General features: G+C 43.4%; 12 protein-coding genes. All 12 read left to right on the top strand.

Annotation, left to right across the window (positions count from 1 at the left end; translation table 11 throughout):
- The first annotated feature begins 25 nt into the window (after window positions 1-25).
- Complete coding sequence (locus M9899_08925) at window positions 26-724, top strand: response regulator transcription factor (protein ID MCO5114286.1); 699 nt, start codon at window positions 26-28, stop codon at window positions 722-724.
- 108 nt (window positions 725-832) lie between these two features.
- Window positions 833-982, top strand: a complete 150-nt coding sequence (locus M9899_08920; GenBank protein MCO5114285.1) for a hypothetical protein — start codon at window positions 833-835, stop codon at window positions 980-982.
- Between the two features lie 2 nt (window positions 983-984).
- Window positions 985-2,022 (top strand): AI-2E family transporter, encoded by a 1,038-nt coding sequence (locus M9899_08915; GenBank protein ID MCO5114284.1) that lies wholly within the window; start codon window positions 985-987, stop codon window positions 2,020-2,022.
- Window positions 2,023-2,104: 82 nt separating this feature from the next.
- The gene (locus M9899_08910; GenBank protein ID MCO5114283.1) at window positions 2,105-4,900 is read left to right on the top strand and encodes a GYF domain-containing protein; all 2,796 of its coding nucleotides are present in this window, start codon (window positions 2,105-2,107) and stop codon (window positions 4,898-4,900) included.
- Window positions 4,901-4,961: 61 nt separating this feature from the next.
- On the top strand, window positions 4,962-5,942 hold the full coding sequence (gene lptC / locus M9899_08905) for an LPS export ABC transporter periplasmic protein LptC (protein MCO5114282.1): 981 nt from the start codon (window positions 4,962-4,964) through the stop codon (window positions 5,940-5,942).
- Window positions 5,942-6,664: an LPS export ABC transporter ATP-binding protein gene (gene lptB / locus M9899_08900; protein ID MCO5114281.1), complete on the top strand. Its 723-nt coding sequence runs from the start codon at window positions 5,942-5,944 to the stop codon at window positions 6,662-6,664. Before lptC ends, lptB begins: the two co-directional genes overlap by 1 nt.
- 72 nt (window positions 6,665-6,736) lie before the next feature.
- Window positions 6,737-8,179 carry an RNA polymerase factor sigma-54 gene (rpoN, locus tag M9899_08895; protein ID MCO5114280.1) on the top strand — a complete coding sequence of 481 codons (1,443 nt, stop codon included), beginning with the start codon at window positions 6,737-6,739 and terminating at the stop codon, window positions 8,177-8,179.
- A gap of 514 nt (window positions 8,180-8,693) precedes the next feature.
- Complete coding sequence (locus M9899_08890; protein ID MCO5114279.1) at window positions 8,694-9,056, top strand: HPF/RaiA family ribosome-associated protein; 363 nt, start codon at window positions 8,694-8,696, stop codon at window positions 9,054-9,056.
- A 98-nt stretch (window positions 9,057-9,154) separates the two neighbouring features.
- Window positions 9,155-10,309, top strand: a complete 1,155-nt coding sequence (metK, locus tag M9899_08885; GenBank protein ID MCO5114278.1) for a methionine adenosyltransferase — start codon at window positions 9,155-9,157, stop codon at window positions 10,307-10,309.
- A complete protein-coding gene (gene lepA / locus M9899_08880; protein MCO5114277.1) occupies window positions 10,302-12,101 on the top strand; it encodes a translation elongation factor 4 in 1,800 nt (599 codons plus the stop codon). Before metK ends, lepA begins: the two co-directional genes overlap by 8 nt.
- 28 nt (window positions 12,102-12,129) lie before the next feature.
- Window positions 12,130-12,882 carry a signal peptidase I gene (lepB, locus tag M9899_08875; GenBank protein MCO5114276.1) on the top strand — a complete coding sequence of 251 codons (753 nt, stop codon included), beginning with the start codon at window positions 12,130-12,132 and terminating at the stop codon, window positions 12,880-12,882.
- 47 nt (window positions 12,883-12,929) lie between these two features.
- Window positions 12,930-13,673 (top strand): signal peptidase I, encoded by a 744-nt coding sequence (gene lepB / locus M9899_08870; protein ID MCO5114275.1) that lies wholly within the window; start codon window positions 12,930-12,932, stop codon window positions 13,671-13,673.
- Window positions 13,674-13,677: the final 4 nt, after the last annotated feature.

Below are 13,677 nucleotides of genomic sequence, written 5' to 3'. Positions count from 1 at the left end.
CTTATTTTTTAAAGAAAGGGTGTATATGCACAAAGTGTTATTGGTAGAAGACAGTAAGGAGATTTTCACTATTGTAAGACAAGCCTTGGGTGCCATTGCGGATTTGGAATGGACGGACAGCGTGGCAGGAGCCAAAGCACTATTAAATGCAAACAAATATGATTTAATTTTGTTAGACATTGAACTTCCAGATGGGAATGGGATTAAATTTTGTTCTGAAATCAATATGGAAAACCCTAAGCAGTCCATTTTCTTTTTGACCTCATATCAAGATCTTTCCGATAAGGTTTTGGGTTTCACAGCGGGTGCGGATGATTACATCACCAAACCCTTTGAAAGCTTAGAACTTAGAGCTAGAGTCGAGAACAAACTCAAGAAAGTTCAGTTGGATCAAAAATTATCTAATGTGATGGAGTGGGAAGGTCTTATTATTGATAAAAATAAACAGGCTGTGAAAGTGCTTATTGGTGGTGAATTTAAAAATGTGGACCTCACTCATTTGGAGTTTAAACTTTTAATTTATCTGGCAGATAAAGAAGAAGATGTTATTCCAAGAGATGAAATCTTAAATGACATTTGGGGTGAAGATGTTCATGTATACGCTAGATCAGTAGACACCCATGTCAGTAAATTGCGCCGCAAACTAGGTCCAGCTTCAGCCTATATTCAGTCGGTGCATGGAACGGGGTATAAATTTACGCCTAAAGTCTCGTTAGAGATTTAAACTTCAGTACGTATTGAAATGCGTACTAAATTTCACAATTATAACACGCAACCAAGAATCACATTTTCTCCTTTATGGTAAATTTTTATCTACAAGAAGGAGGTCAAAATGGAAACCTATCATATTAACCTAGATGTATTTAGTTTAGATGAGGACGCCAGAGACAGATTCATAAATACCGTCAGAGGTTTGGAACAGTTTGACGTTGATGATCTTGAGTTCCAATTTTATGACAATGACGATGTTGCAATGAGGTAGGAATGGCTCAATTCGTAAAGAATCATCTTTTGATGATTGTGTTGGTGTTGACTGGAATTTTGTTTTTTCTTTTTGTTCTGCCATTTTTAACTTGGATATTGCTAGCAGGGGTGATGGCGATTGCACTTCGTCCTTTGCAAAAAGAATTTTTTGTAAACAGACTTAAAATGAGCAAGTCCTTGTCGGTGTATGGGTTGCTAAGTATGATCGTCATTCTTTTAGTCCCCTTTGTTTTTTCGTTTATCAGTCTGTTTAGCAATATCAAAGAGCAGCTTTCCAATGTGGAGGCAAACTCTACGGTGAACAGTACGGAACTGATTCTTAAAAGAGCCTATGGTAAGATTCGACCCTTACATCAGCTTTTACCAGAAGAAAAGGCTATAGAATATACACGAAAGGGTATTGAGGCTGGGGCAGGGAAAGTAGTTAGTGTAGTTTCGCAAGCGGTGATGGGTTTACCAGGTTTTATGCTCTCGCTGTTCTTTTTTAGTGCGAGTCTGTTTTATTTTATTGTTGATGCCAAGAGGATCAAAGAGATCTTATGTAAATTGTCTTTCGTAGATAAAAAAGAGTTGGAAAAACTTATGGAAGTGGTCCAGAGTTCTTCGCAGTCTACACTCTTTGCTGCTTTTTTAACTGGATTTACTCAGGCTATTCTTGTGGCTTTGCCTGCTAAGATATTGGGTTTTCATTATTTTGTAAGTACATTTTTTCTTACTTTTTTCTTATCACAAATTCCTCTGGTGGGAATTGTGCCAGTAAGTATATTTATTTGTGGGTACTTTTATGCGCAAGACAATATTGTGGCTCTGGTTATTATGATCGTTGCTAGTGTAGTGGCGGGGATTTCTGACAACGTTGTGCGGATTTGGTTTTTAAGTCAGTACGACAGCTTACACCCTTTAGCAGGTTTTTTTTCTGCCCTAGGGGGACTGGTCGTATTTGGACCTTTAGGGGTGATATTGGGGCCCGTAGTCACGATGATCTTTTTTAAATTGGCTAAAAGTGAGCTTTTGCCCCCCGACTCGTCTATAGTCTAAATCAGAACCAAATTAGGGCTTTAGCCCTCACAACTAGACTTAAAAACTTTATCCCATAGTGTGACAGACCGATATGAACTGTATGGAATGGTTCGTATTAAAAAACGGTGATGTATTAGGACCTTATGAAACAAACAGTGTCGCGCAAATGTTTGGTTCCGAGGCTGATGTTTTGATTTGGGGTGTGCCCCACCAAGAGTGGTTGTCCTTCACGGATTGGGCAAGAAAAATGAATATGGGAGCCGTGGCGCAACAAAGCTCAAGCTTCCGTCGCGGTCATTCGCAAGTGCACCATTCCCAGGCGTCGCAATCTCCAGTGAGTGAATCTTACGTGACTCCTGCTGCTATAGCGGCAGAGCCGTCTCCTGTTGAGCAACCACAACGTTCTACACATCGTGAAGTGCAACAGCACCAAGAAGGTCATTCCCAGTCCACGCATTCTGAGCCTGTGGTATCGGCATATTCTCAGTCAACTCATTCTGAACCTATAGTGTCAGCGTACTCTCAACCTACTCACTCGTCTTCAGAGGTTCCTCATTCGGGAGCTTCAGGTCATGTGTCACATGACACTGGCTCTTCGGATTTTAATCCTGATGCGACGGCAGTTTATGTGCAGCCTACTTCTGAAGTTGGTGGCTTAGAGGACGATGGAAGAACAATGGTGTCTACTGTTGATCTTCCGCTTGAGATTCCTGCTGAGGAAGATGTGGACAATGTTATTCCTTTACGGCAAGAGGCCACGCAAGAGCCCATGTCTCATTCTGATTCATACGAGGCCGTTGATGTTATAGAGACTTCAGATTCTGTACAAGAGATAGAAGACCTGTTGGATGATGCTCAAGAGCAGCTAGTGCAAGGTGCGGACATTGAGGAGCTGTTAGCAGAAGCAGGCTCAGCGGATGATCCAGAAGAGGCTGTAGCCGCTAAACCTACGTACGTCGAAGATCAAGGCACTGTAGACATAGAACAACTTCTTGAAGAGCAGTCTGAATCTTTTGATGAACATGCAGATGTGAAAGATGATGAATATGCAGCAGACGAAGAAGGTGCCACGCGCGTAAGTGCTTCACTCTCTGATCTGGATGCGGACTCTGACGATGAAGAAGAAGGGGCGACAAGAGTCAGTGCTTCTTTGTCTGATTTGGAAGACGATTCAGATGAAGAAGAGGGTGCCACTCGTGTAAGTGCCTCTTTAGATTTAAGTGATTTAGAAGAAGATGAAAGTTCAAATGGGGACGACGATTTAGCCTCTATTTTAGGTTCAGCATTCAGCCCACCTTCGGGTGAGGATTCAGATCAAGAAGGATCTGTAGATGAAGAGTTGGATCTGAGCTTTGATGGTCAAACCCAAGTTAGTGAATCGCAAATTGATATGGCTTCGCTTTTAGATTCAGATGTGCAAGCCAGAGGCGAAGAAGAGGGTGAGGATCATAATTTTGATTTTGATGGTGTCAGCCAAGTCATTGAAGATGCCACTCGTGTGGACTCACTGATGGACATGGAAAATGTGCCTGCGGGCCGAGAGTCAGAAGATGAAGAAGTGGAAAATTTAGAATGGAGCGGTCAATCGGCAACAGAAGAAGCCACTCGTGTTTTTATGGACGACTTGGCTCATGACGACGCTGAATTGAGTGCGGAGAGCGAAGAAGCCACTAGAGTTCAAGGTTCATCAGTTGAAGATGAAAACGATGAGCATGAAGAGGCTACACGTGTTCAAGCTTCTGAAGAGGATGACAATGAAGCCAGACTGCAAGCTCTTCTGAATGATATAGACGATGAAGATGACTTGGATGATGGAGAAGGGGCCACTCGTGTGAGTGCCTCTACGCAAGACTTACATGATATTGATGATCTAGAGGACATCGAAGATATTGAAGGTTCTGAAGATGAACTCTTTGAAGCTTTTAGTATTGAAGACGATGAAGCCGAAGGTTCGACCAGAGTCAGTGCGTCTTTGGCAGATGATGAAGAGGCTCACGATGAAGAAGAAGGTGCAACCCGTGTGAGTCATGCCTTGGGTGTGGTAGAACATTCTTTGGTGGCCACCGAAGAGGATCAGCAAGATGAGGACGACTTACCTTATGAACTTGACGCTTCTGAATTAGATGCTGAGGCGGAAGAAGAAGAAGCCACACGCGTGAACGCTTCAGAGTCCAGCGTAGAAGAAAATCTAAGTGAGTTTGAAGAAGAGATCACAAGAGATGTTCCCGTAGAAGCCTTACAAGAAGACTCAGATGAAGAAGGGGCTACAAGAGTCAGTGCCTCTGGGACGGATGCCGAACAGGATCAGGATTCGGAGTATGACCTTGAAGGGGCTACTCGAGTCGAAGATCTTAAGGTGATTGCGCATAAGATGAATGAAGAAAAGCGCATGCAGGAAGACTTTGTTTGGTATATTGCTTATGAGGGCGAGTCGGAAGGACCACTCACATTAAGCCAAGTGATGAAAAGCATAGATGACTATGAGATCAAAGATTTTATTTACTTGTGGCGTGAAGGCTTTATTGACTGGAAAAATTTATTTGATGTTCCTGAGCTTTCGTCGGGGCTAGGTATTGGGTTTAGACGCCACTCACGTATTCAGGCTACAGGGACTGTCTCTGTGGAATTTGAAGGCGGAGTGCAGATCGGGCAGCTGGATAACTTAAGTGAATCTGGTATTGGTATGACAGGTGTGGATGGTCTGCACTTAGGGGATGTGGTCAAAGTAAAGCTGGATGCGGATGACTTTGATGAGAGCGTTATGCTTGTTGCCAGAGTTCGGTTTGTCAGTGAGACAGGGCTTCTTGGGCTGTCTTATGAAAAAGACAAATACCCAGAAAATGTCACCAAAGTGATCGATTTTGTAAAGGCCAATGCCAAAAAAGCAGCTGCCTAGATTTATAATCTGAATCAATATTGCAGGCGACAAATCCTAGCAGTTAAGCTAGGATAGGGGCATGTCGTTCTTGCTTCAGCTCCTAGTTTTGGGCTTATTTACATTTTACTTTTTCTTTTTAGAAACTCCTGTGGACAAAAGCCACAGAGCTTCTGGCTTGAACCAAGTTTTGGACATCACATCAGATCATGTCAGCGCCCCACAGGCTCCTGCGCAGGTAATGAAAGATGTGCTATTGACGGAATTTCAATCCGACACTGAAGGTCAGAAAGAATGGGTGTTAGAGGCTAAGACCGCGTTGAGTGATAGCTTTGAGCAGACTTGGGATGTGCAAGATTCGCGAGTTAAATTTTATAAAAACAACTCTGAATTGGTGCGTATTGCTGCTGTACATGGGGCCATCAACACCTCAACGCGTAATCTGGAACTTCATCAAGATGTTAAGGGTGAGACCGAAAGCGGCTATATCTTTCAAACCACGAGTTTGAGCTATGTTTCAGACCAAGAGAGGTTTTTTTCCAAGTCTTCTATTTATTTTGAAAGCCCAGGTCAGAACACAAAGTTAAGTGGCAGCGGTATGGATGGCAGTATCAGCAGTGGACTCGTGGAAATCTCTGGGCCTATTGAGTGCCACCAGCATATCGAAGGGTATCAAAAGGCCACCATTAAAAGTCAAACAGCACAGATGAGTTTGCAAGAGCGCCACATGATCTTTCGCGATAACCTCTTTATTCAAATTGATGATATTGCTATAACGGGACAACGCGCAGAGTTTGTCTATTCAAAGACCAAGGGGGAGCTTGAAATGCTCAGAATTCAAGGACGAGTGTTTGTCACTAGTGGAGACCGTTCTGCGTCGGCCGAACGTCTTGAGATTCAGCTTAAAGAGGACCTGTTCTTGTTTCAAGGTAACCCCAGATTTGTATCTGGAGAGAATGTTTTGGTCGGAAATGAAATTGTGCTTTATGATAAAGGCAAACGCGTGCAAATCTTAAAAGGCCAAGTGAAGTCGGAAGCCCCTAAAAGTTTGACGGAGGATTGATGTCGGTTTTAATGGTGCAAAATATTTTTAAAAGTTATAAGGGACGCCCCGTTGTTCAGGGTGCAAACTTTAAGATTGAAAGTGAACAGATCGTAGGTCTTCTGGGACCTAATGGTGCAGGTAAGACCACAAGCTTTTATATGACCCTAGGAATTGTAGATGCAGATAAGGGGAGCATCTTACTTGATGGTAAAGACATCACTAAACTGAAGCTCTCTCAGCGAGCTAAACTAGGGATGAGTTACTTAGCTCAAGAGGCCAGCATCTTTCGCAAGCTTACGGTAGAAGACAATATTCTGGTGGCTATTGAAGCCCATGGCTATAAGCGCACTCTAAAAAAAGAACGACTAGAGAAGCTGCTTAAGGATTTTGGTTTGGAACACATTCGCAACAGTTTGGGCATGAGTCTTTCAGGTGGTGAGCGACGACGTGTCGAGATCGCGCGAGCCCTTGCAGGGGAACCTAAGTTTTTATTCTTAGACGAACCCTTTGCGGGGATTGACCCTCTGGCTGTTGGTGAGATCAAAAAGATTATCAAAAAGCTACAGTCTGAAGGGCTTGGGATTTTTATTACAGATCATAACGTACGTGAAACACTTGAGATTTGTGAGTATGCGTATTTACTAAAGTCTGGCACGGTTATTGTCGAAGGAGAACCTATACAGATCACTCAATCTAGCCTAGCTAGAGAGTTCTACTTGGGAGAAGATTTTAGAATGTAACTTAGGCTTTAGATAAAGGGCCAAAGACATTTAAGAATCAAGGCAAGGGGTCTAGTAGAGGAGAAACGACGAATGTCTATGCAGCTTAAAACCAGCCTGAAATTATCGCAGCAACTTAGGATGACTCCCCAGCTTCAGCAGGCGATCAAAATGCTGCAATTGTCGCGCTTAGAGCTTGAAAATGAAATTCGTAAAGAGATAGATGAAAACCCCGTCCTTGAAGAGATCATGGACACCATCGAAGACGATCCCAGTGTAGAGCTGTCTTCAACATCCCAAGAAAAAGATTCCAGTTCCGAAGACCAAGATCCTCAAAAACAAGATGAGTATGAGTACGGTGACGATGATTTGCAGTACCGAGGCCTGTCTGCGACGGCTCCCAGTGAAGCCATTAACTATGACAATTTCATTTCTGTCTCTCAAACCTTAAAAGAGCACTTGCAGTGGCAAGCCAGTCTTAGTGGTTTCAATGAAGAAGAGATGGCGATGGTGAGCCTTTTGATTTCTCATATTGATGACAATGGTTATATCAAAGTTCCTCTAGGGCAGATTGCAGAAGAAGAAAATATTGAGGTCATAGAGTTAGAGGAGATACTGCCTTTTGTGCAAGAGTTTGATCCTCCTGGAGTAGGAAGTCGTGATCTTAAAGAGTGCCTCATGTTGCAAGCCAAACATTTAGAAGAAGACACCAAAGATGTGATGCACGTGATTGAACATCACCTTAAAGACATGGAAAAGAAGAATTACGAAAGTATCGCAAAATCCATGAATCTGGCCATCGAAGAGGTGGTTGAAATTTGTAAGATCATTTTATCCTTTGATCCCAAGCCAGGTCGTGCCTTCCAGTCTTCTGACACCCAGTATGTCACTCCTGATGTCTATGTGTACAAGGTAGGCGAAGAGTATGTTGTGGCCCTTAACGAAGAGGGACTGCCTAAGCTTAAAATTTCAAGTTTCTATAAGAGCCTGCTGACAGATGGTGGGAGTAAGTCTGCGGCCAAGCTGGAAGGGCAATCCAAACAGACTCAAGATTACATTCAGGATAAATTAAAATCAGCAGTATGGTTGATCAAGTCCATCCAGCAACGCCAGAGAACCATCTATAAGGTGACAGAAAGTATTGTGAAACATCAGCTGGAGTTTTTCGAGAAGGGCCCAGCCCATATCCGTCCTATGATTTTAAAGGACATCGCTAATGATATTGAGATGCACGAATCCACAGTGAGTCGTGTGACCACCAATAAGTATGTTCACACTCCAAGAGGAATTTTTGAGCTGAAATACTTTTTTAACTCAGGAATCTCTAAAACCGACGGGGACTCTTTGGCCAGTGAATCTGTGAAGCTTAAGATCAAAGATCTAGTTGCTAAAGAGAACGCCAAAAAGCCACTTTCGGACCAAAAGATTGTGGACTTGCTTAGAGACGACGGCATCGAAATCGCTCGTCGAACTGTGGCCAAGTACCGCGATGTCTTAGGCATCTTGCCTTCAAGCAAACGCAAAAAATACTTCTAAACCCGCCTCCCGTTTGGGGTGGATGGGCTCCTTTATTTATAGATACTCAAAATGCTCAGACAGTGACGTTTGGCACAGTTTTGCATTCGCAAAAATGCGCCAAGCCGAACTCGCATTTCGACCATCTATAAATAAAGGAGCCCATCCACCCCAAACGGGAGGCTAAGGTGTGGAGGTGGATTTGCGCAACAGTTTTGGTGGTCATAAATGTTTTTATATCTATTTACATTGGTATTTGAAAGATTTCTTGGCTCGTATTTCGCAAAAATAGGGTGGGTTTTTTGTTTCAAAATCAAACCCTTTGTGTGGACTTCAACATTTTCTTAACAGTGCAGTGAGTGTGTGGCCTTCGGTGGGGTAATGCGATTTATTCGTTTATGTGGGTCTTAAAAAGAGAAAAGTAAATGGGCTTAGAAAAGAAGTGACTTTTCTCTAAAGTTTTTTATTTTTTTACTGTTAGAAAAGGGCTTGGGAATTCTAGACATTGGTCCGAAGAGAAATCAATGGAGGTCGTATGAGGGTCAACTATACATTCAGACATCGGAACTGGTCGAACTACTTGGTGGATTATGCCAATAAAAAAGCAGAAAAGCTTAAGAGGTTCGAAACGCATAAGCCCTTTAAAGTCAATGTTACTTTTTTGGACCAAAAACATGAACGCATTGTGAACCTGCAAGTCGATTGCGATGGTGTTTTGTATATTGCTAAGGCCATCACTGATGATTATTTTGAGGCCATTGATGAAAGCTTTGAAAAAGTTTTAAAGCAAATGGAAAGAAGCCATACGAAGTTCAAATCGGGCAAAATGCGCCGTCAGAAATCTCGTAAGGCCAAAGAGGAAAGTCTTAAAAGATACGCATCTAGCAGAGCGGCTTAGTCAGGCTAAAGCCGCTCATGGTATTGCCCGCCTATTGATAATTTGTTATCAAAGTGTACTTTAGGAATATATCCCGAGTGCATTAAGGAGGGCGGCCGATGAGCCAAAATTATCAATTCACCAGTGAATCCGTATCAGAAGGGCATCCAGATAAGGTCAGCGATCAGATCAGTGACTCCATCCTAGATGCCCTGTTAGAGCAAGACCCTAAAAGCCGTGTAGCCTGCGAAACACTAGTGACTACGGGACTGGTTGTGTTGGCAGGAGAAATCACCACTTCCGCAAATATCAATTTTCAAGACATAGTCAGAAACACAATTAAGGAGATCGGGTACGACTCCAGCGACATCGGCTTTGATTATAAAGCCTGTGCGATCATTAACGCTGTAGGCAAACAAAGTGCAGACATCGCCATGGGTGTTGATGAAAGCAGCAGCAAAGAAATGGGAGCAGGGGACCAAGGTTTAATGTTTGGCTATGCCGTCAATGAAACTCCAGAACTTATGCCTCTTTCTATAGCTTTATCTCATAAATTAGTGCAGCAGATGGCCGCAGATCGTAAGGCGGGTGTGGTGCCTTTCTTAAGGCCCGATAGTAAAAGCCAAGTCACGGTTGAGTACAAAGAGGGCAAAGTCAGTCGTATTGAAAACATTGTGATCTCTACCCAGCATTCTCCCGATGTCAGCCAAGGTGACATTCAAGGATATGTTCGCGAACAGTTGATCAAGCAGGTGATTCCTTCTGAGTACATTGACAGTAAGACTAAGTTTTTTATTAACCCCACAGGGCGCTTTGTAGTTGGTGGACCAACAGGGGACTGTGGTTTAACGGGTCGAAAGATCATCGTGGACACTTACGGTGGCCATGGAGCCCACGGTGGCGGGGCCTTTTCGGGGAAAGACCCTTCTAAGGTCGACCGTTCTGCCGCCTATGCGGCAAGACATGTAGCCAAAAACATTGTGGCCGCAGGGCTTGCAGATCGTATTCTGGTGCAACTGTCTTATGCCATTGGAGTGGCTGAACCCACTAATATTTTAGTGCAAGATTTTGGGACGGCGAAGGTGCCTTCGGCTCAGCTTGAGGCTGCGGTTCGTGAGCTTTGGAACCTTAAACCCGCAGGGATCATTGAAAGCTTTGACCTGTTAAAACCCATCTATAAAAAGACTGCTGCTTACGGCCATTTTGGTCGTGAAAACGAAGGCTTTACATGGGAAAAATTAGATAAGGTAGAAGCTTTAAAATCCTATGTCTAAAAATATTCGTAACTTTTCAATCATTGCCCATATTGATCATGGTAAGAGCACTTTGGCCGATGGCATTTTGCAGTTCACGGGGGCTTTGTCCAACCGTGAACTTAAGGATCAGTACTTAGACAGTATGGAGATTGAGAGGGAACGTGGGATCACGATTAAAGCTCAAACTGTACGTCTTAATTACAAAGCTTTAGATGGTAAAGAGTATATCATCAACTTGATTGATACCCCAGGGCACGTGGATTTTAGTTATGAAGTCTCACGTTCACTAGCTGCTTGCGAAGGGGCGTTACTAGTCGTGGATGCCGCCCAAGGTGTGGAGGCGCAAACTCTAGCTAATGTGTATTTGGCTTTGGATAACGATCTTGAGATCATTCCTGTACTTAATAAAATTGATTTACCTGCCGCTAACCCTGATGTGGTCAAAGAACAGATTGAGGATGTCATTGGACTCGATACCTCTGAAGCGATTTTAGCTAGTGCTAAAGCTAAGATTGGGATTCAAGACATTCTTGAGGCTGTGGTGAAAAAGATCCCTCCGCCGCAAACGGATGATCTTGCTCCTTTAAGAGCTTTGATTTTTGATTCGTGGTTTGATGCTTATCAGGGTGTCATCACTTTAATACGAGTGGTTGAGGGCTCTATCAAAAAGGGCGATGTGATCAAGTTTATGGCCAATGATTTAGTATCACATGAGGTGCTAAAGCTCGGGGTTTTCACCCCCCACCCTGTAGAGTTACAAGAACTGACCGCAGGTGAAGTGGGCTTTGTGATCTGTGGCCTTAAGGATTTAAGGCAGGTGCAAGTCGGGGATACGATCACTACCAGTAAAAAGGGAGCCACAGTGGCTCTAGCGGGATTTAAAAAAGCAAAACCCATGGTGTTTTCGGGCATCTTCCCTATTGAAACTCCTCAGTTCAAAGAATTAGAGGAGGCTTTGCAAAAGCTCGCTTTGAATGATTCTTCCTTAACCTTTGAAACGGAAAAGTCAGCGGCTTTAGGTTTCGGTTTTAGATGTGGGTTCTTAGGTCTCTTACACATGGAGATTGTGCAAGAGCGACTGGAAAGAGAATTCAATTTAGACCTGATCACCACATCACCTACTGTGGTTTACAAAGTTTATGAGACCAATGGTACGATGAACGAGATTGAAAACCCTTCTGATTTACCCGATGCCTCTCGTATCGAAAGGGTAGAAGAGCCTTATGTGACCTTGTCTGTGCACACTCCTTCAGAATATGTGGGAAGTATTATTAAACTTTGTGAAGACAAACGAGGCATTCAGCAAAAGATGGAGTACATCTTGGCTGACAAGGTGATGATTGTTTATGAACTTCCGCTTAACGAGATGGTGTTTGATTTCTATGACCGTTTGAAGTCCATGACTAAGGGTTTTGCTTCTATGGAGTATGAACTGAGTGAGTATAAGATTTCAGATTTATCTAAGATGGACATTTTGATTAACGGGGAGCCTGTGGATGCGCTTTCGGTCATTGTGCATAAATCCAAGGCTCAGGCCAGAGGGCGTGACTTGGCTAAAAAACTCAAAGAGATCATTCCGCGTCAGCAGTATCAAGTGGCCATTCAAGCCGCTATTGGAGCAAAGATCATTGCTAGGGAGACCATCGGGGCACTTAGAAAAGATGTTACCGCAAAGTGTTATGGTGGGGATATCAGCCGTAAGAGAAAACTTTTGGAGAAGCAAAAAGAAGGTAAAAAGCGCATGAAGCAGATTGGGAAGGTTGAAATTCCGCAAAAAGCTTTTCTTGCGGTCTTGAAGTCTGACAGTTAAACTGAGGACATTCAACAGGAGTACCAGCGTGATTCAAAAGATGAAAGACAAAAAATTTTGGACAGAGGGCCTTGGCTCATTTGTGGTGGCATTTGCAGTAGCTTTGTTCTTTCGGTGGATTTTTGTTGAAGCCTACGTCATTCCTTCAGGAAGTATGCTCCCTAGTTTATTGATCAACGATCATATTTTTGTGAATAAAGCCACTTATGGAGTGAGAATTCCATTTAGCAAAAAATGGATGGTGAAGTTTGGCGGCCCAGAGCGTGGAGAGGTTGCGGTTTTTAGAAACCCTGAAAATAACCTCTTCTACATTAAGAGAGTGGTAGGACTGCCTGGTGATAAAGTGTATTACGAAAACGGCAATCTGTATGTGAATGACGAACTGGTAGAAAAATCTGTACCTGAAAAACACAAGTCGGATTGGGATTGGCTCAAAGAGAAAGACTTTGATCATAGCAATGCGGGCCCTATGGAAAACTATGCTCACTGGGAAGAGCATTTAGGGGATTACACTTACAGTGTGCTGCTGCCTAAAGACGCCTTTGAGGGAGAGTTTGGCCCCTATGAAGTCCCGCCGAATCATTACTTTGTGATGGGAGATAATCGGATTAACTCCGAAGACAGCCGTCGCATGAAAGAGGCATTTCGTTATGTTCCTTATGAAAACTTAATTGGGAAAGCCATGTTTGTATGGCTCTCTTGCGATAAGAGCTTTAGTCTCATTCGTGTCTGTAATCCATTGACGATTCGGGGCACACGCTTCTTTCATACAGTGCATTAAGCATAGAGCTGAGTGGAGTGTTTAAGATCTCTACGTAAGGAGGACCGTTGACCACAGAGACTAAGGCGCCATCTAGAGTTAAAATGCGACCTACATTCTGGCAGGTTTTATCCAAACTTATTTTATTTGTATTGCTGCTCTTTTCAGTGCGTTGGTTCTTTTTTGAACCTTTTGTGGTTCCCTCTGGCAGTATGTTTCCCAACCTGTATGTGGGTGACTATATCGTGGTAAGAAAAGTCTTCACGGGTGTCAAAATTCCATTTACTCAAACGTGGCTATTGGGTCCTAGACTGCCTCAAAGAGGGCAAATTGTAGTTTTTAAATCTAAAGATGGAGGCCCTTATTTTGTCAAAAGACTGATTGGGCTTCCTGGGGATCAGATCACAATGCTGGGTGACCAAATTGTAAAGATCAATGATATCGAAGTGATAGAGTATGGTGAGGGGCCAAAGTGGGAAGAAACTTATAAAGAGCTTTTTGACCCCGATGGCAGTGACGGGCTTAAGCTTTTTTCTGAAGAGATTGAGCAGGTCCGCTATCTCACTATGTCTAGGGCACGAGGACAGGAAGAACTACCTACGACCACCCATATTGTTCTAGATGGAGAGCTGTTTTTTATGGGAGATAACCGTAATCATTCCAGTGACAGCAGGCAGTGGGGCAGTGTGCCTGTGGGGAATATGGTGGGGCCAGCGTGGAGAATCTTGCTCAGCTGCGAAAAAATGAACCCTAGAATGGACTTCTGCGATCTGTCGAGTCTGCGCTGGGATAGAGTTTTTAAAAAACTCTAGACTC

This window comes from Pseudobdellovibrionaceae bacterium (assembly GCA_023954155.1).
In the GTDB taxonomy this organism is placed as follows: Bacteria; Bdellovibrionota; Bdellovibrionia; order Bdellovibrionales; family UBA1609; genus JAMLIO01.
This window is presented reverse-complemented; position numbering and strand designations above follow the sequence as displayed.